The 22,899-nt window shown below is 50.0% G+C and carries 18 protein-coding genes and 1 tRNA gene; 12 read left to right on the forward strand and 7 right to left on the reverse strand.

Features of this window, described 5'->3' with window-relative positions:
• Nucleotides 1-243: 243 nt before the first annotated feature.
• On the forward strand, nt 244-1,740 hold the full coding sequence (locus tag JMI88_RS34635) for a DUF4388 domain-containing protein (RefSeq protein ID WP_201366605.1): 1,497 nt from the start codon (nt 244-246) through the stop codon (nt 1,738-1,740).
• Between the two features lie 53 nt (nt 1,741-1,793).
• Nucleotides 1,794-2,852 carry a sigma-54 interaction domain-containing protein gene (locus tag JMI88_RS34640; protein WP_201366606.1) on the forward strand — a complete coding sequence of 353 codons (1,059 nt, stop codon included), beginning with the start codon at nt 1,794-1,796 and terminating at the stop codon, nt 2,850-2,852.
• Here the strand turns inward: JMI88_RS34640 and JMI88_RS34645 are convergent.
• The 3 genes from JMI88_RS34645 to JMI88_RS34655 all read right to left on the reverse strand — a co-directional run bounded on the left by JMI88_RS34645 (nt 2,849) and on the right by JMI88_RS34655 (nt 4,950).
• Complete coding sequence (locus tag JMI88_RS34645) at nt 2,849-4,075, reverse strand: molybdopterin molybdotransferase MoeA (RefSeq protein ID WP_201366607.1); 1,227 nt, start codon at nt 4,073-4,075, stop codon at nt 2,849-2,851. The genes JMI88_RS34640 and JMI88_RS34645 overlap by 4 nt on opposite strands.
• A 107-nt stretch (nt 4,076-4,182) precedes the next feature.
• A tRNA-Glu gene (locus JMI88_RS34650) sits at nt 4,183-4,256 on the reverse strand.
• A 277-nt stretch (nt 4,257-4,533) separates the two neighbouring features.
• Nucleotides 4,534-4,950, reverse strand: coding sequence for a VOC family protein (locus JMI88_RS34655; RefSeq protein ID WP_201366608.1), 417 nt, complete (start codon nt 4,948-4,950; stop codon nt 4,534-4,536).
• Between the two features lie 291 nt (nt 4,951-5,241).
• Between JMI88_RS34655 and JMI88_RS34660 the strand changes: the two genes are divergently transcribed.
• The 5 genes from JMI88_RS34660 to JMI88_RS34680 all read left to right on the forward strand — a co-directional run bounded on the left by JMI88_RS34660 (nt 5,242) and on the right by JMI88_RS34680 (nt 11,236).
• Nucleotides 5,242-6,255 carry a DUF929 family protein gene (locus JMI88_RS34660; RefSeq protein WP_201366609.1) on the forward strand — a complete coding sequence of 338 codons (1,014 nt, stop codon included), beginning with the start codon at nt 5,242-5,244 and terminating at the stop codon, nt 6,253-6,255.
• A gap of 417 nt (nt 6,256-6,672) precedes the next feature.
• Nucleotides 6,673-7,518 (forward strand): histidine phosphatase family protein, encoded by an 846-nt coding sequence (locus JMI88_RS34665; RefSeq protein WP_201366610.1) that lies wholly within the window; start codon nt 6,673-6,675, stop codon nt 7,516-7,518.
• Between the two features lie 87 nt (nt 7,519-7,605).
• The gene (locus tag JMI88_RS34670) at nt 7,606-8,442 is read left to right on the forward strand and encodes a hypothetical protein (protein ID WP_201366611.1); all 837 of its coding nucleotides are present in this window, start codon (nt 7,606-7,608) and stop codon (nt 8,440-8,442) included.
• A 179-nt stretch (nt 8,443-8,621) separates the two neighbouring features.
• Nucleotides 8,622-9,845, forward strand: coding sequence for a glycosyltransferase (locus JMI88_RS34675; RefSeq protein WP_201366612.1), 1,224 nt, complete (start codon nt 8,622-8,624; stop codon nt 9,843-9,845).
• 1,109 nt (nt 9,846-10,954) lie between these two features.
• The gene (locus JMI88_RS34680) at nt 10,955-11,236 is read left to right on the forward strand and encodes a hypothetical protein (protein WP_201366613.1); all 282 of its coding nucleotides are present in this window, start codon (nt 10,955-10,957) and stop codon (nt 11,234-11,236) included.
• Nucleotides 11,237-11,409: 173 nt separating this feature from the next.
• On the opposite strand, the gene JMI88_RS34685 is transcribed toward JMI88_RS34680, so the two are convergent.
• Nucleotides 11,410-11,826: a hypothetical protein gene (locus JMI88_RS34685; RefSeq protein WP_201366614.1), complete on the reverse strand. Its 417-nt coding sequence runs from the start codon at nt 11,824-11,826 to the stop codon at nt 11,410-11,412.
• Between the two features lie 452 nt (nt 11,827-12,278).
• On the opposite strand from JMI88_RS34685, the gene mnmA reads away from it, so the two are divergent.
• Both mnmA and lepA read left to right on the forward strand, forming a co-directional pair.
• Nucleotides 12,279-13,460 (forward strand): tRNA 2-thiouridine(34) synthase MnmA, encoded by a 1,182-nt coding sequence (mnmA, locus tag JMI88_RS34690; RefSeq protein ID WP_201366615.1) that lies wholly within the window; start codon nt 12,279-12,281, stop codon nt 13,458-13,460.
• Nucleotides 13,457-15,265: a translation elongation factor 4 gene (gene lepA, locus JMI88_RS34695; protein ID WP_201366616.1), complete on the forward strand. Its 1,809-nt coding sequence runs from the start codon at nt 13,457-13,459 to the stop codon at nt 15,263-15,265. The genes mnmA and lepA overlap by 4 nt, the downstream gene beginning before the upstream one ends.
• Before the next feature lie 866 nt (nt 15,266-16,131).
• Here lepA and JMI88_RS34700 read toward each other — a convergent pair.
• Nucleotides 16,132-16,845 (reverse strand): SRPBCC family protein, encoded by a 714-nt coding sequence (locus tag JMI88_RS34700; protein WP_201366617.1) that lies wholly within the window; start codon nt 16,843-16,845, stop codon nt 16,132-16,134.
• Nucleotides 16,846-17,528: 683 nt separating this feature from the next.
• Between JMI88_RS34700 and JMI88_RS34705 the strand changes: the two genes are divergently transcribed.
• Nucleotides 17,529-17,729: a hypothetical protein gene (locus tag JMI88_RS34705; protein WP_126549160.1), complete on the forward strand. Its 201-nt coding sequence runs from the start codon at nt 17,529-17,531 to the stop codon at nt 17,727-17,729.
• Between the two features lie 291 nt (nt 17,730-18,020).
• Here the strand turns inward: JMI88_RS34705 and JMI88_RS34710 are convergent, their stop codons facing one another.
• On the reverse strand, nt 18,021-19,229 hold the full coding sequence (locus JMI88_RS34710; RefSeq protein WP_201366618.1) for a tRNA dihydrouridine synthase: 1,209 nt from the start codon (nt 19,227-19,229) through the stop codon (nt 18,021-18,023).
• 400 nt (nt 19,230-19,629) lie between these two features.
• Here JMI88_RS34710 and JMI88_RS34715 point away from each other — a divergent pair, with 400 nt between their 5' ends.
• A complete protein-coding gene (locus tag JMI88_RS34715) occupies nt 19,630-20,508 on the forward strand; it encodes a CHRD domain-containing protein (protein ID WP_201366619.1) in 879 nt (292 codons plus the stop codon).
• A 68-nt stretch (nt 20,509-20,576) separates the two neighbouring features.
• Here the strand turns inward: JMI88_RS34715 and JMI88_RS34720 are convergent, their stop codons facing one another.
• Nucleotides 20,577-21,224 (reverse strand): glucosaminidase domain-containing protein, encoded by a 648-nt coding sequence (locus tag JMI88_RS34720; RefSeq protein ID WP_201366620.1) that lies wholly within the window; start codon nt 21,222-21,224, stop codon nt 20,577-20,579.
• A gap of 441 nt (nt 21,225-21,665) precedes the next feature.
• On the opposite strand from JMI88_RS34720, the gene JMI88_RS34725 reads away from it, so the two are divergent.
• Nucleotides 21,666-22,877: an acyl-CoA dehydrogenase family protein gene (locus tag JMI88_RS34725; RefSeq protein ID WP_201366621.1), complete on the forward strand. Its 1,212-nt coding sequence runs from the start codon at nt 21,666-21,668 to the stop codon at nt 22,875-22,877.
• The last annotated feature ends 22 nt before the right edge of the window (nt 22,878-22,899 follow it).

The following is a 22,899-nucleotide window of genomic DNA, read 5'->3' on the forward strand; positions in this document are numbered from 1 at the left end:
TTCGCCCCACACGTGCCGGGGATGTAATGCCCCCTGTTGCATCTGGCCGCTATCGACGCTACCAGCAAATCTCAAGGTGCTTTACGAGAATCTACACTGTGCACACAAAAGAATACGGAATGCAAAAAGTAGTAGTTGGCTCTTGTGCGCAAAAATATATGGACGCAAAAAGGTACATAGGAAGTGAAGAGCAGGGTCCATAGATTACATGAGAGTCGTTTTCTGGACGGACGGTGAAGTATTGTGTCACTGATAGGTACATTAGAGCAATTTAGCTTAGCAAATGTGTTGCAACGAACAGAGGGACATAAGAAGACTGGTCTGCTGACGATTCGGCAGGGAGCTCAGTGGATCGAGTTTTATATCCGCGAAGGTCGACTCTTATGCGTAGGCCCACTGCGCACAAGTGCAACACTGGGTGAGCGTCTTTTACAAGACGGTATTATTTCGCCTGCTGCTTTTCAGGAGATTTCGCGCGTACTCGGTGAGGCCAGCAAGAACGAAGCTCAAGCGGCTCGTACCTTGATGGAACTCCGTCATGTCAGCCGTGATGATTTGCGCAACTGGACGATCAAGAATACGACCGAAGTTCTCAAAGTATTACTGGTCTGGACCTCGGGTGAGATTTATTTCGATGACAACGCCCCATCGCCCACCGAACGCCTGCTTGTCTCAATGTCTATTTCTACCCTGCTCGCCAATGCCACGGCCGCTCTATCCCCATCTGCCACTGTTGCCAAACCTTCGGTATACACTTCGATTGGCACTACACCTGTCATGCCAGTACAACCAGTGCCACCTATGGCTCCAGTACCGCAGCAGACCGGCAGGCCAGCGTCACCAGCGACCACGCCGCCGCGCACGCCGCGCACGCCAGCACCAGATGTGGCACGTGTGCCGACCCTGATGAGCGCCTCTCAATTTTTGGACGATTCTTCCTTTGCCGCGTCATCGTTTGCCACCTCGTTTCCAGCGACAGGGGCCATTGAGCCTGTGGCTAAAGAAGAGCCAGAGAAGACGCCATCATTTGCTGATGTCTCGCCATCGCAAAGCGATGGAGGATTTCTATCTTTATTTGGTGAGGACGATGCCAGCGTACAGAAGGTCGCGCCTGCTTTACAGCCAGTGCCAGTGATGAATCCGGTGCCACCAAAACGCATCGACACATCCTTCATGCTGCCTGACATGGTATTACTGCCCACGGATCTCTCCGCTTACCGCGAGCAAAATCCGCAAGTACAATTGACGCCCGACCAATGGTGTATTCTCACCCGTGTTGATGGCCGCACACCTTTAACGGTCATCTGCCAGGAATTAGGATCGACGCCTGACATCGTTTGTCCAGTTATAGGTGAACTGATCGCCGAAGGACTGATTATGGCCTCCCTGCCAAATGAGCAGCCTTCGCAGGAACCCTCACCGGTTTCTCGTGAACTGGTAGCCTCAGGACTTGGTAATGGCTATGTCGCACCTGGTTATGCCTCGGCCGCGGCCTCACCCTGGTCGGCCTCCATGCCCGCTGTTCCAGCATCCGATGCTATCACACCTGCTCCGGGTGGGCCTGCGGTAGGGAATAGCGTGGAGACTGAGTCCCAATGGGGTAATGGTGGAAACGGAGCAACTTTCGTGCCCGGTCGAGGGTGGGTTACAGCGCCACAACCCATGCAGCCGCTGCAGCCGAGTGGTTCCTTAACCTCTTTGCCAGGTGGCATTTATGCCCCGGCGGGAAATAGTTTTTAAGTATACAGCAATATGCACTAAGAACTTGAGGGGATTACGTGGAGGAGGTTGTGATGGTGTTCCCATCCGAAAAAAGTTTGCCCGCTCAATCGGTGACAACGCTGCAGCCGGACGATCCGATTGAGGGCATGATCATTGGCCAGAGCGTGGCGATCCAGCAAGTGATTGCAGCGGCCCGCAAGATAGCCTCACATGCGACAGCCACAGTATTAATTCAGGGGGAGAGTGGCACCGGCAAAGATGTAATGGCTCGTGCCATCCATGAACTGGGTCGTCCCACCTCTCCGACCAGCCTTTTTATTCCTATCAACTGTGCAGCGATTCCTGAGACGCTATTAGAGACAGAATTATTTGGTGTTGAGGCTGGCGCCTATACAGATGCCAAGGTCTCGCGCGATGGTTGGCTCTCACGTGCGAATCGAGGCACGCTCTTTTTAGACGAGATTGGCTCGATGCCACTTATCCTGCAGGCTAAATTACTCCGTGTACTGGAGACGCGTAGCTTTCGCCGGGTTGGAGGTACCAGAGAACTACACGTCAACCTGCGTATCATTTCAGCCACCAACGCAGACTTACAGGCGGCCGTGGCACGTAAAACGTTTCGGCAGGATTTATTTTACCGCCTCAATGGTTTTCCCATCTACATGCCACCACTGCGTGAAAGGCGTGAAGACCTGCCGCTGCTCATCGAGCACTTTTTACGGCTCGCGAGCGCTCGACGAGGCGGGCCACTGGAAATAAGTGCCGATGCCATGCGGCTCCTTGAGCGCCATTCCTGGCCAGGTAATATCCGCGAACTGCAACATGTTATCGAGCGAGGAAATATCTTATGCGACAATAATGTCATTCAGCCCAAAGATATATTAAACGCTCTTCCAGTCACTCCCCAGTATGCCGACCAGCAGGTCATCGAACTATTGCAGAAGCTACAGTTTCCAGAGGGCGGCCTGGACCTGCCCGCCCTGTTAAATACTATCGAGCAATCTTTTATTCAAGAAGCCTTAAAACGTTGCGGCGGAAATCAAGTACACGCTGCTCAGCTCCTGGGCATCTCGCGTGACAAATTGCGTTACCGCCTCGCCGAAAGAGGCGCGAAGCGGCCATCTGTCTAACTGGCGTTTTCAGGCCAGTCAAGCATAATAGCCTGTACAGTAGCGCCCGGTTGAACGACAGCGCCCCCCTCTGGAACGATGAGCAAGGCATTTGTGTGCAGCAGCGAGGTCGTGATATGCGAGCCCTGGTTGCCTGTCGTGCGAGCCACAAACTTACCATTCTGCCAGCTGACATAGGCGCGCACATAGTGGCGCCGCATGGCGCGCTCCTGGACTCCATCTTCTACCGTGACCTCTATTTGAGGTTTAAACAGGTGGGTATGACCCTGGAGTTTGCGCAGGACGGGGCGTCCAAAGAGCTCGAAGGTAACCGCGCTGGAAACAGGATTGCCTGGCAGGCCGAGCAAGGGGACCGTCCCGATATGACCAAAGGCCACAGGTTTGCCGGGTCGCATATTGATGCGCCAGAATTGTATCTCACCCTGTTCAGACATAATATTTTTGACCAGATCGAAGTCTCCTACCGAGACTCCGCCCGAGGTCAAGATAAGATCGGCGTTGAGGGCCTGCGAAAACTTTTCGCGCAAGCTCTCGACTGTATCGAGAGCGACCCCTAAACGTTGAGGAATAGCCCCGGCGCTCCTGACTGCAGCTTCTAGCAGGTAGCTATTGCTATTGCGGATCTTGCCCGGTTGGAGGGGCTGATCAATGTCAATGACCTCATCGCCTGTGCCCAGGATAGCGACCCGCGCCCTGCGAGTCACAGGAACGCTGGCCCAACCCAGCGTCGCCAGGACACCGATCTCCCAGGCCCCAATCTCGGTGCCGCGCGGCAAAATTAACTGGCCACTGCGCATATCTTCGCCGGCCGGACGAATATTATTGCCTGGCTTGACCTCTTGTAGAATCTCAACCCAATCACTCTCTGGCCCATCGTGGCGGGTTAGCTCGACCTGGATCACCGTGTCTGCCCCAGGAGGAACTGGGGCTCCGGTCATAATGCGCATGGCCGTGCCAGGTTCAACCGCATGATCGGCCACATAGCCGGCCGCCACCGTACCAGTCACCTTTAAACGCGGTGGCTGATTTTGCTGCGCCTTACTATCCTGACTGAGCAAGGCAAAGCCATCCATGGCAGAATTATCGAACGGAGGGATATTTTCCTGTGCGAATACATCTTCGGCCAGAACAAGGCCTGCTGCCTCGGGGAGTGGTACACGTATTATCGGCAACGGAGTAATTTCTGCCAGGATACGCGAGAGTGCTTCCTCAACACTGATCATGAAATGGACCTCCTTGATGCAGTTAACGTAGAAAAGCCTGGCTCACTTAAATAATCTCGTGATGCCAGGCTTTTCTAAATATTTATAATATCTATTGTTTAAAAAAGTACCTCGTACGGGATTCGAACCCGTGATCTCCGCCTTGAAAGGGCGATGTCCTAGGCCGCTAGACGAACGAGGCAGGTTTTGCTTTCGCTTCCGCGTCAACGAAGAGGATTATAACCTACTGTGGAGACTTTGTCAAGCATGCATTTATGTCTTTTTTTGTTGCTTTCAATATTTCAATATTTTGTTGGTTTGTTCCAGGCGAGGAAGAAAAAAAATCGGGCGCAAGTCCCGAACCTATTGGTATCATGTTCCTTGAAGGTTCTATCGCATGGGCCATCGGAACGCTTAAATGATGATGATGCCCATCGGTTTGGGACTTGCGCTCGATTTCTCGTTCGATACCCGAAAAATCAGGCTTTTGCATAGTCGCCCAGAATCGCCGTGAGCTCCAGATGGTTGCCGCACGGATCGATAGTAAAGAAGCGGGGACGATGAGGTATCGGCTCGGCTTCAATAATTTGGTAGCCTGCTTCCTTGAGGGCCTTGCGATAAGACTCCAGGTCGCTGACTTCCAGGCAAAAGTGGCGAACTTCTTCGGGCCTTTGTAAATACGTGTCTGGTACAAAATGCAGCTCTATCTCACCTGCTCCGGCGGCAAACCAGACGACCCCCTTCGCGGCCAGGCTGGCAGGCGGCTGTTTCTCTTGAAAGCCAAGTAGACTGCTATAGAAAGCCCGAATCTGATCTTGCGAGCCGCTCTTGATCGATAGGGAGACATGTTGCAAGCGAGGGAGCTTAATCCCGTTGCGCTCAGGACTGGATGGCATGTTTTTCCTCCTGGGATTGATACTTTCTTCTTTATTGACACACTACCGGCATTTATAGGATATGCCCAGTATACCATACATAGAATTAGCTTGATTTTTTATCATGGAATATAGAGGGAAAAAGACTAGCGCCTATGGTTATGCTCTTATGGGTAGCGCATATTCTCTATATAGTGGTAGTAGGGATAAATAATGTGCGTGATCTGTTTAGCTATAGGCTTTTCTCTCTATGATACAATAGGTTGATGGTTTTATTATTAATCTAGACACTCATTGAAGAGGTAGAGACACATGACAAAATCCAAGCATCCAGCATCGGCGGCGCAACGGCGTGAGCAGGAGCGGCTGCGGCGTGCGCAGCAGCGGAACACAAATACACGTTCGCAGAGCTCTGGTAGGCGCAGAATGCGGCGCTCAGCGCGCAATACCTGGTTATTGCTAGGTGGCATCATATTGGGCCTGGCCCTGGTTATTGGTAGTTTTATCTATTTTGCGCAGCAGCAAAAAGCCACGGCTACAAATACCGCCACGCCCAGCGTTTTTCAACAATTGACCACAGTAAAACCCGAGCTGCTTTCTACTGTCGGAAGCGGTGGATTAGAAAAGAGCATCGGTTCCATATTGAAACCGGTTAAAGGTGCTCCCATCCTCAAAGGGCCATCAGGTAAGCCAGAAATATTTTATATGGGTGGTGATTTTTGTCCTTATTGTGGAGCGCAACGCTGGCCTATGATTATAGCCCTGAGTAAATTTGGAACTTTTGAAAAGCCTTTGACACCCATCATTTCCAGCGAATCGAATGTGCCCACTTATTCCTTCCACCAGGCGGCATATAAGAGCAATTATATTGATTTTACGCCTGTCGAAGTCGGTGATAATCAACAGCCACCACAGCCTCTCGACAAACTAACTCCCCAGCAGGAGCAGTTGGTGAAAACATACGATGCGCCCCCCTATACCAGTGCGGAGAACGCTGGCTCCTTCCCTTTTATGAGTGTGGGCAATCAATTTGTTTCTATTGGTTCGTACTATTCTCCTACTTTGTTGGTCGGGCACTCCTTTGATGACATCGTCAGTCAGATGCAGACTCCTACCACTGATATATCCCGCAATATGCTCGGTTCAGCGAACTATACCATCGCGCAGATCTGTAAGGTCACCAATAACCAGCCAGGCAAAATATGTACGGCCGACCCGATTCCCACTATTCAGGGCAAGCTGCCCCGGGCCGCCATTCCAACTGGCAATGCCACGCTAGCCAATGTCAATGTGTCTCAGCTGGCCAGCCGACGGCAACACATGTAAATGTGTCTTGTCGTGGTGAAATCACCCTTTGAGGGTATAGACTTATTCATCTGAGCGGTGTGTGTGAGCAGACACCGCTCATTTTGAGTCTGTACCCATTCAGTTGTGAGCAAAACCCAGACAGGTAAGTATGTGCAATATCGCCAGTTGCACCTTGAATAGCTGCGCTGGTACAATAAGAGACAATTAGTTGGCTCAACTAGTAAGCCTGTAAGCTATTAGAGAAAGCAGCCATTGGAGAATATTGCAATCAACACTTCTGCCACTGTATACCTTCTATAAGCTCAATCTACTGGAGACTTTCACGTTTCCTGGATTGTTGTGCCCACCAGATGGTTTTAGATTACGTATTTACAATCTGCCCAGTACAGGCACCTGATGGCGGGTACATCCAGCGTCGATAGAAAAGATACGGATATGGGACAACAAGACACACAACCGAGATGGCGAACGGGGCTGTCTGGCTGGTTACACCTATGGTGGTTTTGCCTCTGTGTTGAGTGGCGTTATGTCTCCTGGCGGATGCGCCTTTGGCTGCATCCAGAGCAACGAGAAAGTATACAAACGCCCATGAAACAGACTTTGCTGATTGTCCGGCATGGACAGACCATCTGGAATGTAGAACATCGCCTACCCGGTCAGCTTCCTGGTGTCTCACTCAACGAGACGGGACGCCAGCAGGCCGCGCGTCTGGCGGAGGCATTACAGGTGCTGCCACTGAGTTCCATTATTAGCAGTCCTTTAGAGCGTGCTTATCATACTGCTGAATATCTGGCCCAGGGCAGGGATCTGGAAATAATATGTGAGCCCGACCTCATGGACACAAATGTGGGCCCCTGGGCTGGTCAGGTGATCGATGATCTTGCAAAAAACGATCCAGCCTGGAAAGCTTATGTCAAAGATCCAACGGTGGCGCCTGAAGGCATCGAGACCTTTCCACAAGTGCAGCGACGCGTGGTGGCGGCTGTAGAGCGCTGGCTGGCCATCGAGAGCACCGGGGCATATCCCGTCTTTGTCGCCCACGCCGATGTGGTCAAACTGTTATTGGCGCACTATGCGGGTCTCAATCCAGCGCAGGCTGGCGTACTATCTATTGACAATGCCTCTGTCAGCCTGGTCGAGATTCCCAGAGATAAGCCACAGGAGTCCCACCCTCATGTAGTTGCGATTGGTTGGAATCCCCAGCCAGGCTGGTTAAAAATCCCTGAAGCAGAAAAGCCATCGCAGACCGATGCACAGGAGGCTGGAGAACAAAAAACGTAGATAAATTTCCTATCTATATATTTGCCTATCTTGCGTAACGCGTTTGTTTTAAGCATTCGTTCGCTTGTGTCTGGAAGGAAATTGAGCATGTTTGACCCCCGCGATCCCTATGAGCGTTATTACTGGCATTATGAGTCACGGAGACCGCTGTCAGTTGCTCAAATCGTTGCTTTACAAAGTGTCGATGCGGAAACCGCTGCCCTAGTCTGGCTCTTGCTAGAGCATGGTGCTTCGCTGACTGTAGCCGGTCCGACTGATCCGCAGCCTGGTGTAGGTAAGACCACGACGCTCAATGCCTTGCTTCAATTTTTGCCAGAGGGAACAGCACTGGCATATATGTCTGGCATGTACGAGAATTTCTCATTTACTCGTCTGCCCGACATTGATCCTGCCACCACCTATGCGCTTTGTAATGAAGTCAGCGACCACCTCCCAATTTATATGTGGGGTCGCATCGCGCGCCGCTATTTACAGCTACCGGCCCAGGGCTATCACGTGGCGACCAGTGTCCATGCAGACACGATTGATGACGTATTGTATATGTACCAGCATGATCTCCGTTTGCGGCCTGAGGACATGCGACGCCTGGGTCTGATTATTAATATCGGCCTGGTTGGTCGTTCTTATCCTGCGCGCCGCCGCTGGTTTAGCACACATTTTATCCAGCCACACGTTGATCCTGATCGGCCCGATACTATTGTCCCGGTTCCGCTTTCACTCTGGAACTCTTTTGACGACACGTTTGAGCACGCCGACGCTGCATTACTCACAGAACTGGCAGGCTGGATCGGCATGACCCCTGAGGAATTTCAGCCAGCTCTGGAACGTAGGATTGCATGTATGCAGGAAATTTCGCAGCAGGCAGGAGTCGATATGCAAGGTATGTTTGATGCTATTACAGAATTGCACGAAAAAGAAGCTTAAATAGTTTTTCCAATTCTATGCAGGAATATATCTTACATTGAATCGTGTTTTATACAAGTAAGAAACAAAAGGAGGGAGCACCTATGTCCTTAATTCAGCTTTATGCTAGCGAAGGACGCTGGCCACGGATCTGCAACCTTTAGTTGCGTCTCACAATAGAAGAAGAGGAGTCCTACGACATGTCGTATGCTGTTGCCATGCTCAGCATTCACACGTCGCCGCTGGATAATCCAGGGCGCACGAAGGATGCTGGTGGCATGAATGTCTATATGCGCGAATTAACATTAGCACTGGCCGCCCAAAACGTTCAGGTTGATATATTTACGCGCCGTACCCAGGAAAATACCCCGACCATCGTACATTTGGGTGCAAATGTACGCGTCATTCATATCAAAGCCGGGCCTATTGCTTCACTGCATAAGCATGATTTATACCAGTACACCCCCACTTTTGCACGTCATATTGAAGAATTTCGTCGCCGTGAACGTCTGAGCTATGATCTGATCCACAGCCATTACTGGTTGTCAGGAGTAGCGGCGGTGCGCCTGGCCTGTCATTGGGGTGTTCCCCATATTACTATGTTCCACACACTGGGCCGATTGAAGCAGCTGGCTAATCCCACAGAAGCAGAGCCACCGTTGCGCCTGGAGATGGAGCAGCGGTTGATCCACCAGGCTGATCGTATTATTGCAGCGACCGCTGATGAGCGTGTCCATATGATGCGCTATTGCGGTGCCACCACGCATCAGGTTGATGTGATCCCTTGCGGCGTGGACCTCAGGCTTTTCGAACCGTATAACAAACAATGGGCGCGTCAGAGACTGGGTTTGCCGTTGGAGCAACCGATACTTTTATTTGCCGGCCGACTGGATCCTTTTAAGGGACCTGATCAGCTGTTGCGGGCCGCCGCCCTGATGCAGGAAGATGCCCATCTGGTTGTAGTTGGCGGTAAACTTGGCGATGACAATGACCTGCGAGCATTACAAGGCCTGGCGCAGACTCTACAGCTGGAAAATCGTGTCACTTTTACAGGTGCGCGAGCACGGGAAGAGATGCCCTTGTTTTACAGTGCAGCCGACGTTACAGTAGTGCCTTCGTATCACGAAACGTTTGGCCTGGCCGCTGTGGAATCCCTGGCCTGCGCTACCCCTGTGGTGGCCACGCGTGCTGGTGGCTTGATGACGGTGGTTCGGCATGGCGAAACCGGCTTCCTCACTCCACGCTGCCCCGGCTTTTTTGCGGAACGCCTGGACGTGCTACTGCGCGATAATCAGCTGCGGATGCATATGAGCAAAGCCGCGCGCCCATCGGTGCAGCAATTTGCCTGGTCACATGTAGCTCGTCAAATATATGCTACCTATGAAGAGCTAATCAGCGTTGGTCAATGTCTAGTCGCCCTCTAAAGAAACAGTAATTGTTTGAAACGCAGGCTGCCCCTTCAAAGAAGTGCGAGCAGCCTTTTCCATGTTGCAGCTGAAATGATGACATAGCATATTAAACATCTATTTCTAACTGCCTCCACTTTTTACAACATAGCTGCATAGCTATTACATTATACATATCAATTGTTATACGAATATTCAGCAATAAAATAAATAAAGCTAATTGTTAGTTATATTGACATAAGAAGAATTATATTAATACATATGACATTTTTAGAACAATATATGGCAGAGATAGATTAAACAGTTCAAGGGTGGACTTTCACCTATCTCTATGGTATAATCATGTGCAAGAGTAAGAGACAATCACGATTTAGACGTTCAGCCTGTATGCTATAAGTTGCAAAAAGCACGAATAGGGCTGCAGGTTTTTTATACCTGATTACTATAATCAGGTGAGGGTGGAATGCTTATGTGTACAGTCTCAATCCAAGAAAGCGCCAATCTACTACAGTTGGCGGCGACTGCGACTGAGGCTGATCTACAGAGAAACAACGACATCACCCCCATAAAACTGCACTAGGGATATGAGAATTCCTGGTGCTTTTTTCATTACTGGGACCTTTTGCATGGAGCGCGCCGGGTTCTGCGTACTCATCGATCAACATTTTGGTTTATGTTTGCTATCCAGGAGGATTGCCACTGTACGGGATGCATACTTATTTTAATTAACGGAAGGAGGACAATGAGGTTTCTTTCGCTCAATCGGTGAGATAAACGTATGTAATGCTCCCCCGGAGCTATAAATACAGTGCATGTGGCTACGGAGTGGTTGCTAGAATTAAAGGAGCTTTCAACGGCTCTTGGAAACTATAAAAAAGTGGTATAATGTGCAAAAGATTACGTTAATATATGAATCGGTTGAAAGAACCACTCATACCCTGAAAAGGGCGTAATCCTTGAGAAATGAGATACGTTTCACGGTCTCTTGCCCATCTGGGGCCAGCCATCTGTTGCCAGATGTGCTGTGCTATTTGCTTAATCTCGATTGTAAGGTTATTGAAGCCTATCGAGGGAAGGTAGGTAGAAATCAACACGTTTTACCACGTTTTGAAAGGCAGTGTGCAACTATGAACTCAAGTATGATCAACAAGATTGCCAAAGCCAAACGCTATGCAGAAGAGCCTGAGCGCATTCAATTCACGAGTTTTGAAGCCAAATTCCAGGGTGAGAACGATGTTCACACGACCAGATATAATGATGGCGAGTGGCAGTGCACTTGCCGCTTCTTCCATGACTGGGGTGATTGTTGCCATACCATGGCCATGCAACGCGTACTTGGCGTAACCATTCCAGAAGCGCATCGTCACGGCGTGCTTTCTGGTTTAGGGACGGGCCCTCTCTCACACTGATCTTGTACAGGTAAAGAGATATGGCTCTTTAGAGCCAGTCTTTTCACATAAAAGATGAGGCACTGTATTTCATTGAGACAGTGCCTCATCTTTTTATTATCGCGGGTGCCGGTTATTTATCTACCTGTGTGCAACTGAGCAGTAGCGACACAGCAGCGTCTATCAACCATCGTCTAAACAAGAACGAAATAGAGAATGACGATCGCTGCGACCATAATCGTAGCCAGGACCCCAATCGTGATTAAATCACGGCGCACATAGGCGAAGTGCTCAGCGGTCACCATCGCATTGCCTGCGCGCTGCTGCTGGGCTTTCTGCGCAGCCAGGCGCCGGGCGGCCATGCGAGCTGACGCACTGGTTGGAGCGACCACGGGGGTAGGAGTTTCTGCTGCCTGATCAGCCTCTGGCTCCACGACTGGAGCTGGAGTAGCCGCAACAGGTGCAGATGTTTTCTTCACTTTTTTGGCAGTGGGTTCAACTTTAGCTGGTGCAGATGTCTCGTCTTCAACTCCCTCTGGACGAACCAGTTCAAACCCTTTTTGTCGTTGATATTGCGCTCCACCGCGCGCAGCTGCTGATTTTTTTGGCATAGTGGCTTTTACTCCCTTGCTCGATTGCCTGGTTCAAGAAGTCGAACACTTCGAGCTCTTATGGTTCTTGACATAGGTAACGCTTGGCTCATGGTTCAGACGCGCTCTCGTGCCATTCAAGGCCTCTAGCACCTGCAACATCTCGCGTTTACTCGCACATTGTAGCTTATTATACACGAAAGCTTGTGAACCGTCGAGAGTTTGCTCCCAATGGGCTGTCATTGATCCCGCTAATGGCCCCTCCTGGGCAGGAACATTGCCATTTTGAAGTCATTTGACAAGGGCCCCTGGCTGTGCTACTCTTATTCTTGGCAAGAAAGGGCAAAACATATTCGTTACCCAAATTGTACTGCAAAGGTTTAGAAGGCTAGCCCCCGAGAGGCTAGTCCTTTTTTCTACATACACTCATTATTACCATACACACTAGTAACAAATAAGCAGGAACTTTTACCATGGCACGAATAGTCGTCGCAATGAGCGGCGGCGTAGATAGCTCGGTCGCCGCTGCGCTCCTCAAAGAACAAGGCCACGAGGTGATCGGCATTATGCTCCGCCTCTGGTCAGAACCGGGTGTTATTGAAGCTGAGGATGATGGTGTTGAGCGTGTTGTACAAAATAAATGCTGCTCACTGGAATCCGTTGACGATGCTCGTCGTGTGGCGCGTATGCTTGATATCCCATTCTATCTGGTTAATGTTGAACAAGAATTTAAAGAAAGAATCGTTGACAGCTTCTACGAAGACTATGTTGCAGGGCGCACGCCCAATCCGTGTCTGAATTGCAACCGTCATATTCGCTTTACTGTGTTGCTCAATCGTGCGCTGGCCTTGAATGCCGATTACCTGGCAACGGGCCACTATGTGCGTGTTGATGATCATCCTGTGACCGGGAAGCGCCGCCTGCGCCGAGCGGTTGATCCTGAGAAAGATCAGTCATACGTTCTGCATGTACTGAACCAGCAGCAGCTGGCCCATGCATGTTTTCCATTGGGTGGGTATACCAAGCCAGAAGTGCGAGCTATGGCGGCCGAGCGCGGTATGACCGTGGCGGCTAAAGCTGAAAGCCAGGAAATTTGTTTTGTGGCGCAAAACGACTACCGTGGCTTCATTGATCGCTATGCCGCTGCCAGGCAAGAGGAAGCTCAATTAGCGACCGTTGGGGCTCCCGCAGCTACCAGCCGCGGCGCTGGCTTAATCTCGATACCTAAGCCTGGGCCTATTATCGATCAGCAGGGCAACACCCTGGGTCGTCATCGTGGCCTGGCATACTACACAATTGGACAACGCAAAGGACTGGGCATCACTTCCCGTGATCCACTGCATGTCTTGAAAATTGATTCTACCAGCAATGCGCTCGTGGTTGGACCGGCCAGTGCACTGGAGCAGACGGAGTTTATTGTTGGTAAGATGCACTATCTCAGTGGCGAAACACCGACCCAGCCGTTTGAAGCCCTGGTTCGTGTGCGCTACAAGGCTCCTGAGCAGCCGGCACTGGTTACTCCCCTTGATGGTGGAGAGCGAGTGCGTGTCACTTTGTTACATCCACAGCGGGCTATCACACCAGGGCAAGCCGCCGTCTTTTATGGTGGTGAGGATGGTGATGAGGTGTTGTGTGGAGGGATTATCGCAGAATGACGGATCTGGCACACATTAGAAATTTTTGTATCATTGCCCATATCGACCATGGTAAGTCGACCCTGGCTGATCGTCTGCTAGAATTTACCGGTACCGTCTCCAAGCGTGAACTGTTAGAGCAAACGCTCGATCAGATGGAGCTGGAGCGTGAGAAGGGCATCACCATTAAGTCGCAGGCTGTACGTATGCGCTATACCGCGCTCAATGGTGAAGAGTATGAATTAAACCTGATCGATACTCCTGGACACGTTGACTTTACATATGAGGTCTCACGTAGTCTGGCCGCCTGTGAAGGTGCATTGCTGGTCATCGACTCTACGCAGGGAGTAGAGGCCCAGACGCTGGCTAACCTCTACCTGGCCCTGGAAGCTGACCTGACGATTATTCCAGTCATCAATAAAATCGATTTACCCAGTGCTGAACCAGAAAGGGTAATGCAAGAGGTTGAGGATGTTATTGGCTTGCCGCGGGAAGAATGCATTCTGGCATCCGCCAAAGAGGGTATTGGCACCCAGGATATTCTGGAAGCCATTATTAAACATGTGCCACCGCCCAAAGGCCGCTTAGAAGGTCCCCTGCGTGCGCTGGTCTTTGACTCGCACTACGATGCCTACAAAGGGGTGATCGCTTATGTGCGTGTCGTGGATGGCGAATTGCATGAAGATGAGCGTTTGGCCATGGTGGCGGCTGGCAGCTCAGCCGAGATTCTAGAAGTTGGCTGTTTTCAGCCGCGCCTGGTATCGACGAAGACTTTAACCACCGGAGAGGTAGGTTATATTGCGACTGGCTTTAAAAACGTCAAGGACTGCCAGGTTGGCGACACCGTCACTGTGCCCTCCGCCCTGGCGAGCATCGAGCCCTTGCCAGGTTATCAGCCTGCCAAACCAATGGTCTTTGCCGGACTTTATCCAGTTGACAGCAACGACTATCCAGAGTTGCGTGAGGCCCTGGATCGCCTGAAGTTAAATGATGCTGCCCTCTATTATGAGCCTGAAACCTCTAATGCCCTGGGCTTTGGCTTCCGCTGTGGCTTCCTGGGTTTGCTGCATATGGAGATCATTCAAGAGCGGCTGGAGCGCGAATACAATCTGGATATGCTGGCGACGGCACCCAGTGTAGCGTACCACGTCACCAAGGTTGGCGGAGAAGTCGTTGAAGTCCATAATCCATCTGAGATGCCCAATTTCGGAGAGATTGAGCAGATCGAAGAGCCCTATATGGACATTTCCATCTTCACGCCATCGCGCTACATCGGCACGATCATGGAGCTCGTCACCTCCAAACGTGGTATCTATAAAGACCTGAAATATATTGAGGCCGAACGCGTCCTGATGACCTACGAAATTCCATTAGCGGAACTGATCATCGACTTCTATGACCAGCTAAAATCCCGCACCCAGGGATATGCCTCGTTGGACTATAATTTTGGCTCCTATCGAGCCTCAGACCTGGTTAAAATGGATATTCTGGTCAATTCCGTACCGGTTGATGCGCTCTCATTGATTTTGCACCGTGAAAGCGCCTACTATCAGGGACGAGCCCTGGTCGAAAAGCTACGCAACCTTATTCCCCGCCAGCTTTTCGAGGTACCAATTCAGGCTGCCATTGGTTCTCGTGTCATTTCCCGTGAAACGGTGAAAGCCATGCGTAAAGACGTGCTGGCCAAATGTTATGGAGGAGATATTTCCCGCAAGCGCAAACTGCTAGAAAAACAAAAAGAAGGCAAGAAGCGCATGAAAATGGTCGGTAGCGTCGAGATTCCCCAGGAAGCCTTCATGGCTGTCCTCTCTCTTGGCAAAGAATAGCTGCCAGTGCGGGACGGGCGCATGTGCCCGAGCTAATTTTATGTGATTGTGAAAAAAGTGCGCCAAGCGCACTTTTTTCACAATCACATAAAACATTTTGAATGCCGAAGACGCGGCCCCTATGGCTTTCAGACACTTTCTTAGGGTAAGTTGCCTGGGGCGGAAAAAAGACAAAAAAAGAGAGCTAGATAATCACGGTTATCTAGCTCATCTGTGTCTCTTTTTTTGTTCTTCACAACTCCCGTGTTTAAATCAACCGAGTACTAATCCGAACGAACATCGCTGGAAAGACAACAGCGATTATCCTCTAGGTACCCTTACCCCTCCCGGGACGTATAGAGCGCGTCATGGCGTGTGATCAGGCCCGTGGCCCGTCATGACGGGAGGGTAAGCGCTTAGAGGCGCCGGATAGCCCGCATTTACGGGCGCTCCTAGTCAATTTGAAATACTACCCCTAACACGCGAATTGGTTTCTTCGTGGTTCTTATAAGATCAATGGACGTCATAAGATCTCCTTCCGGGTTACTTATGCAAGGACCAAGCCTTGTGCCAAGGTCTTTTAATTCCCTGGTGTATTCCTTAATCATTTGGAATACTTACACATTACCATCTCATTTGACAGAAGTCAAGGGGTTTTCCATAGAATTTGCGAGCGGTTTCCTGTTAATGCGCTGTATCGTCAGTACCGGTGGTGTCAGTCTGGCTTATGAGATAAGGGCATCAAAAAGGTGTCTGCTCCTCATTAACCACATCCTCATAGTTTTGCTGGAAGGTAGTGAGCACCATAACTTGAAAAAGTGCGAAGGAGCAGACACGCCAGATAGTGCGTGCCTGCTCCCCGGGTGTAGAAATTGAAGCTGACTGAATTAGTAATTGCCGCGTCCTCTTTCAGCGCGAACACTTTCGTCAGGAGTGATATTGTTTGGCTCGACAGGAATGGCCCCGGTATCGATATCGTTAGCAGCCAGGCGATCGTTGGTCATGCCTGTAATATCTCGATCCATTGTAGGCATACCAGTAGATGTGCGATTATAGCCAGCATCATCCTGCATGGTCTCATTCTGTCGGCTAGTAGTACGGCCCTTGCTGGCAGCGCTATCTGCGTGAAACAGATAATTTGAAGACGTGGGATCCAGAGCACCGGCCGGTGACTGATTGACTAGCTCGCCAAAGTGGCGCAGATCGTGTTCTAGTGCTTGCTGGAAGCGGTTGCCCGCGCCCAATTTCTCGCCAGCATTACCCAGAACGCCAGCGGGAGGATTGTAATTGATCGTGGCAGTGACTCTTGTCTGGCCAGTTGAGGTAGGAGCGAAGGTCACTTTACCGAAATTTTCCAGGCCACTGGTGGAGCGCCAACCGATTTGTTGATCAGGTATCCACTCTTCATTAACCGCATCCCATTCGTGTTGTCCGACCACGTCAGCCACCCAATGGCTCGATTGGTCATCATGATAGGTAACTTCTTTGACAAAGCTCATGAATTTTGGAAAGTCATTGAAGTGGGTAAACAACGAATAGACCTGGTGGACAGGGGCATTAACCGTAACTTCTGCACTGTGAGTTGCATGGTTCTTTTGCATCTTTATCCTTCTTTCACCAAAATCCTGCCAGTATGCAGGATGTAAAACGTGCAATTCGTGTTAATCATGTGTTACCAATCTGTTGGCATCCCTTTTTATACGAACCTGGTTTAAGGATGGCTTCAAAATGTTCCATGCTGTATAGTTATATGTTTGCCATGTTTAAGATCGATGCCATTGAAGGTGTGCTCAAATGGACTAAAGGGTATTGCGCTGGCGCATATTATCATAGCAATAGGAATGGGTGCTAGTTAAGAAACACTACTTTCAGCAAGGGTCTAAGCACAGAGGTACCTGTTTGTTGTATTGTCTGAAAAACCCTGGTATTATGCTGTCGGAAGAGATAATTTGCAGGAAAAAAAGAGTAATCAGACCATGGAATTATGTAGATACTAAAATTACTCAGATGGATAAGGGTTGTTGAGAAGTAAAGTAATTCTGTAATACCACAGTATTGTGAATTACCAGGAAGAAGCGGGGGCTCATTCAAGACTCTGTTGGCGTCTAGTGTAATATAAACATAGAGTTAAACACGACCGCGTGCTCATCGGTGTAACTATTGAGCATGTGCTTACGTAGTAAAAGGTAGTATGGAGAGCGCGTTTATTCTTGGTGAGACACTGTTTATATAGATTGTCCCATTGGTAGTATCTGAATTCTATGCTTTGGAGAGGTAACAAGCAATGTCAATTGGAACCTTGGAAAACAATTTGAGCCGCGCTCTAGAGCTGCTAGGTGGCTCTATTGATCCCGAGATAGTCGAAACGTATCCATCGCTCGAAGCACGTATTTTAGCGCAGGCCCTGGAGAACGTTGAAATTGCTGAACAGCGCTTGCGTGAAATCCAGAAGTTAGTTGGCGAGATCGAAGGCGTTCTTGTCTGACTATATTCAGGCGTTTTTTGTCTAACACACGGCCACTGTGATCTTGATACGTACATACATATCCCGTCTCCAAAGTTGGCGCATCCTGTGGGATATGTCCCATACCTGTTCTATACCTGTACAACGGTGTCACTCAAGGTGGTTATGAACGTGCTATCCTTTGTTGTGTACCCAGAAACTGTGTTATATGAAGAAAAGCCTGAGTAAAACGAAAAAGCAGAGCGTTCATATGTAATGAACGCTCTGCTTTTTCGTTTTAGGGGATCAGTTTTTGCCGGATCACTCCTGATATTATGCTGTGCAGCTGAGGTCTAGTGAGGAATCATGAACCTCAATGTCTGGGACCTCAATGGGCTGATCATCAGTTTCATCAACTTCATTGAGGGCACGTTGAATGATTTCTTCAACCTCGGTCAGGTTATTGATGCGTACCAACTCATTGCGCACACGCTTGGCGCCAGCGAAGTGCCCCAGGTACCAGCCCATGTGCTTTCGCATTTCAACGTAGTGGTCCTGCCCTTTAATTCTGGCATGTGTGCGGGCATGCTCCAAGGCCATCAGCAGACGCTCTGCGCGCGTAGGCATGACATCGGGCAGATTCTCGGGTGTGGGCTTGATGCCATCACGCAGCAACTTCCTGAGTAGCTCTTTATTTCTAAACAGCCAGGGATTGCCAAAGGTGGCGCGCCCGATTAGAACTCCATTGACGCCAGTGGTGCGAATGCGCTCGGCTGCTTGATAGAGGCTATGGATGTCACCATTACCCAGAATAAGCGTATCTGTTTTGCGTACAATCTCGGCGGCGCTAGCGATCGCCTCCCAGTTCGCCTCACCCTTATAGTGCTGTACCAGTGTACGTCCATGCAGCGAGATAACCGCCGGCTCCAACTCCAGCAACTCTTGCATCCAATCCCTGACCACGATCGAATCATAGCCTAACCGTGTTTTTACCGAGACCGGTAGCAGGCGGCGCTCGTATACAATTGGCTCTCCCCAGATACGCGCTCGATCCTCATTCATCTGGCGAATGCGACGAATGCGCAACGGATCCATCTCCAGGTCTTCCAGGGTCTGTCCATTGGCCCAGTCTCGTACACCCTGTTGAGTAGCACGGATAATCGCTTTCGCCGTATCGGGTAAGCGGATCAGGGCTGCGCCCCCCCCTTTATTAGCAACGGAGCTGGCTGGACAGCCCATATTGATATCAACCCCATCGAAGCCCAGCTCACAGACCACATGAGCCGCTTTATAAAAGTATTCCGGGCGGCAGCCAAAGATCTGTGCCACCACAGGCCGTTCGGCGGGCGTATAAAGGAAATCATGAAAAATGCGCTCGCTACCCCGCCAGAGCCCTTCCACATTGGTGAACTCGGTCATAACAATATCCGGGCGTCCATGCAGGCCATGCATTGTTCTGCATGGAGCATCCGTCACGCCATCCATGGGAGCCAGTCCAATAATAGGTTGTGTTAGTGTATTCCAGAAAGATTTTTGCTTCATCGTTTCATCTACTTTGTTGGTGCAACGCTGAATATAGAAATGTGCGCCACCCTCTTCGCTATAAGTTCTTGAGATCGTATGTCTTTCTATGATACATGTTTTCCTGGCCAGTGGTCAATCTGTTCTCTGCAAAAGTGCCTGTTAACTGATAGTCCGAAAAGCCTGCCAGCCACATTGCCCGGCATGAAGGTGGCAGGACGAGATTCTTAGCTTCTACCCTTGCGTTCAGATATTGGAATTTTTCCTTTAACATAAAGAGCTTGTTATAACGCAGGTAATATTCTTGTACGTATTTTTAAGGTTTGTGAGCGATCTTATATTTAAAACGTTAAATTTGCCAGTATAATGGTAGAAAGTTATAATATGTGCGCAGGAACATAAATATGGGAAAGGAGTCAAAATGCTTACAAAAAAACTTGTTAAGCAAAATTTTATCCATTTTGCCCTGTTGCTGGGAGCTGTACTTTTGCTGCTTTCGGCATGTGACTCAGGAAATAGCAACCCCCATGGATCTGTCGCGGCGACACCAACCAGCGCTACTGTCAATTCGGCCAGTGCCATTATGCGGCACAGCCCATCAGGTACAGCAGAGCTGATGTGGGATCATACTTCTCATGTTCTGACTGTTCACATGGCTTTAACGGGCCTGACACCCCAAAGTACTCATCCAGCACATATCAATGCAGGAAGCTGTAAAAGTAGCGGCAAACTCGTCTACAATTTGTCGCCCGTCAAAGCCACGCAAATTGGTTTTGCCGATGTTATTACGCGCGTTAAAGACGTGACGGGCGGCATTCCTGAGACAGGTTGGTATATTGATGTAAGTAACGGACCAGGTATGAGCACCAGTGCTCAAGCGATGCCGATTACCTGCACTAATGTTTTTAATCCAACCGTTTCAACCAAGCTATCACAGAATGTCCAGACGACAATGACAATTTCCCTTGCGCCCAATCAAGCTGCCAGTGGTGATGCACAACTAACTGTGAACAGTAATAAGCTCACAGTCGCACTAAATTTGAAAGGATTAGCACCAAACTCGAAACACATGGCTCATATTCATACGGGGAGTTGTGCAAGTCAGGGAGCGATCAAGTATAATCTCAAACCTGTGATTGCCAATGCTGCCGGTGATGGAACATCTACTACCATTATTCCAGATATTAGTGCGATCCCGCGCAATGGTTGGTATGTCAACGTTCACCTGGGAGCCTCAGATGTAAAGTCGCAAACAGACAATGACCCATTTGCTTGTGGAGATATTACCTCGCTCCACTAAGCAATTCGTACCCTGCTATCTCAAAGGAAGCAAGATCACCGGCCAGTGATTTGCTTCCTTTCTGTTGGTCAGGAAATTTCTACATATCCATTACGCCAGCGGTTAACCATATATTCAACTGAACTGATGTATTGCTCTTCATTGTTGTTATCGCTATTGGGAGCATAGACCGGGATAATTTGATCGACGGTAGTCAGGCCCCAGTTTTGAATATACTCTTGTGAGATGAGTCTATACCAGTCTTCAAAGCCTTCTTCCCAGGTATCATATTTGCGATACCCATGATAGCTAGGATGACCTGGAGTAGAGCGGATATTGCCAAGCGAATGGGTAACACTGGCCACGCCCTGTGTTCCCATCTGACTCTCTTGCATAAAGAATGCCAGCGCATAGGCCGGATCGATGTCATATTTGACGCCGTCATCGTAAAGTGCCTGACCTTTGCCATGGGCAGGCGAGTGATAGTGATCGAGCACCGAATTGATGAAGCCAGCACTGATAGTAGGTTTCCCGGTGACGTTATAGGGGCCGGCGGATCCGTTTAATCTTGATGCCAGGTGTGGCGTCAAAGTAGAGATAAGCAGGCTAAGGATGCCGATACCGATTGCTACACTGGCCACAACAACCACTGAGAGCCGAAAGGCAGAAGAAAAAGTCATACGTGGTCGTTTCTTGCGATAGGTTGCGCGATAGGCCCTTCTTTTTACCCTGGGCATGTCAATCCTTCCTGGACAGATATATGTATAGAAATTTTTGTATTAATATTTTAATGTATATATCTCTATTACGATAGAGCATGTGGCGAAGTTGTACTACACTTTTTCCTGGAGTGAGCTTGAGAAGTATACGCTTCGTGCTTGAGGCCCCTGACGGTTAGCGCCTGTTCGCAAGGAAGCACAATACACTTCCCATGAAGATGGGAGTCAGAGCGCCTCGGGGCCTGAGGAACGCAGTCGTCCCCAATCTCTTTTGAGCTCCGCAGGAGCGTAGTGTGAGGCGGAGAGACCACGATGGGCGTGGGAATCAGACACACTCTATTAATAGGCAACGCTCCAGGACGAATATAGGCTATAATAAAAGAGCTGACGAGATATTTATTGTTGAATAGCTCGCTGTATATACATGGACAGGCATTGCTTGGAGAGAGGAACAATTTTATGACTGAACGGCCCCCCGTAGCTCACCCCCATGGATCTGCACAGGCACCGCTGCCTGCGGCAACCGATTTATATTCGCTTGACACGCTCTTATCTGATGAAGAGCGTATGGTACGTGATACTGTGCGCAAATTTGTGCGCGAGCGCGTCATGCCTGTGATTGGAGAACATTTTGAGGCGGGTACTTTTCCACGTGAATTGATCCCCGAAATGGCCGAACTCGGCTTGCTGGGAATGCATTTAGATGGATATGGCTGCGCAGGCTTGAGCGCAGTCTGCTATGGTCTGGCATGCCAGGAGCTGGAGGCGGGCGATAGCGGCATTCGCTCGTTTGTTTCCGTGCAGGGCTCACTGGCCATGTTTCCTATTTTTGCCTTTGGCTCAGAAGAACAGAAGCAGCGCTGGTTACCAGCGATGGCTAAAGGCGAAGTGATCGGCTGCTTTGGCCTCACGGAGCCGGATATTGGTAGTGATGCGGGCAATATGCGCACCACCGCGCGCCGCGATGGCTCCTCTTATGTGCTTAATGGAAACAAGATGTGGATCACTAATGGTGGCATTGCTGACGTGGCGGTAGTGTGGGCACGCACAGAAGATGGCGTACGCGGCTTCCTGGTCGAACGTGGCACCCCTGGCTTTACGACTAGTAATATTCACCGCAAACTTTCACTCAGGGCCTCTGTGACCTCTGAGCTACATTTTGAGGACTGCCGAGTTCCGGCTGAGAATATGCTGCCCAACATCAGAGGCATGCGTGGACCGCTATCCTGTTTAAATGAAGCTCGTTTTGGCATCGCCTGGGGAGCAGTCGGAGCGGCCCGCGCCTGCTATGAAGTGGCCCTGGATTACGCGAAGACCCGTGAGCAATTTCAGCAGCCCATTGCGCGTTTCCAACTGGTCCAGCAGAAATTGGTGACGATGGCCACTGAACTGGTTAAGGCGCAGTTGCTGGCCTTGCAACTGGGACGCCTCAAGGACCAGGGGATGCTGCATCCAGTACAGATCTCTGTTGCCAAGCGCAATAATGTGCGCGAAGCTTTGCATGCCGCGCGTGAAGCCCGCTCGATCCTGGGAGCCAATGGTATCACGCTCGAATATCCCATCATCCGCCACATGAATAATCTGGAGTCAGTCTTCACCTATGAAGGCACAGATGATATTCACACCCTGATCATTGGCCAGGCCATCACCGGGGAAAGCGCCTTTTCCTGAGCACCACTGATGCTCAAAACGT

This window comes from Dictyobacter formicarum (assembly GCF_016587435.1).

What these genes read in the sequence shown, in the direction of transcription:
- JMI88_RS34640 (WP_201366606.1), top strand. Translation starts at nt 1,794, where the DNA reads ATGGTGTTCCCATCCGAAAAAAGTTTGCCCGCTCAATCGGTGACAACG.
- JMI88_RS34645 (WP_201366607.1), bottom strand. Translation starts at nt 4,075, where the DNA reads ATGATCAGTGTTGAGGAAGCACTCTCGCGTATCCTGGCAGAAATTACT.
- JMI88_RS34655 (WP_201366608.1), bottom strand. Translation starts at nt 4,950, where the DNA reads ATGCCATCCAGTCCTGAGCGCAACGGGATTAAGCTCCCTCGCTTGCAA.
- JMI88_RS34660 (WP_201366609.1), top strand. Translation starts at nt 5,242, where the DNA reads ATGACAAAATCCAAGCATCCAGCATCGGCGGCGCAACGGCGTGAGCAG.
- JMI88_RS34665 (WP_201366610.1), top strand. Translation starts at nt 6,673, where the DNA reads ATGGGACAACAAGACACACAACCGAGATGGCGAACGGGGCTGTCTGGC.
- JMI88_RS34670 (WP_201366611.1), top strand. Translation starts at nt 7,606, where the DNA reads ATGTTTGACCCCCGCGATCCCTATGAGCGTTATTACTGGCATTATGAG.
- JMI88_RS34675 (WP_201366612.1), top strand. Translation starts at nt 8,622, where the DNA reads ATGTCGTATGCTGTTGCCATGCTCAGCATTCACACGTCGCCGCTGGAT.
- JMI88_RS34680 (WP_201366613.1), top strand. Translation starts at nt 10,955, where the DNA reads ATGAACTCAAGTATGATCAACAAGATTGCCAAAGCCAAACGCTATGCA.
- JMI88_RS34685 (WP_201366614.1), bottom strand. Translation starts at nt 11,826, where the DNA reads ATGCCAAAAAAATCAGCAGCTGCGCGCGGTGGAGCGCAATATCAACGA.
- mnmA (WP_201366615.1), top strand. Translation starts at nt 12,279, where the DNA reads ATGGCACGAATAGTCGTCGCAATGAGCGGCGGCGTAGATAGCTCGGTC.
- lepA (WP_201366616.1), top strand. Translation starts at nt 13,457, where the DNA reads ATGACGGATCTGGCACACATTAGAAATTTTTGTATCATTGCCCATATC.
- JMI88_RS34700 (WP_201366617.1), bottom strand. Translation starts at nt 16,845, where the DNA reads ATGCAAAAGAACCATGCAACTCACAGTGCAGAAGTTACGGTTAATGCC.
- JMI88_RS34705 (WP_126549160.1), top strand. Translation starts at nt 17,529, where the DNA reads ATGTCAATTGGAACCTTGGAAAACAATTTGAGCCGCGCTCTAGAGCTG.
- JMI88_RS34710 (WP_201366618.1), bottom strand. Translation starts at nt 19,229, where the DNA reads ATGAAGCAAAAATCTTTCTGGAATACACTAACACAACCTATTATTGGA.
- JMI88_RS34715 (WP_201366619.1), top strand. Translation starts at nt 19,630, where the DNA reads ATGCTTACAAAAAAACTTGTTAAGCAAAATTTTATCCATTTTGCCCTG.
- JMI88_RS34720 (WP_201366620.1), bottom strand. Translation starts at nt 21,224, where the DNA reads ATGCCCAGGGTAAAAAGAAGGGCCTATCGCGCAACCTATCGCAAGAAA.
- JMI88_RS34725 (WP_201366621.1), top strand. Translation starts at nt 21,666, where the DNA reads ATGACTGAACGGCCCCCCGTAGCTCACCCCCATGGATCTGCACAGGCA.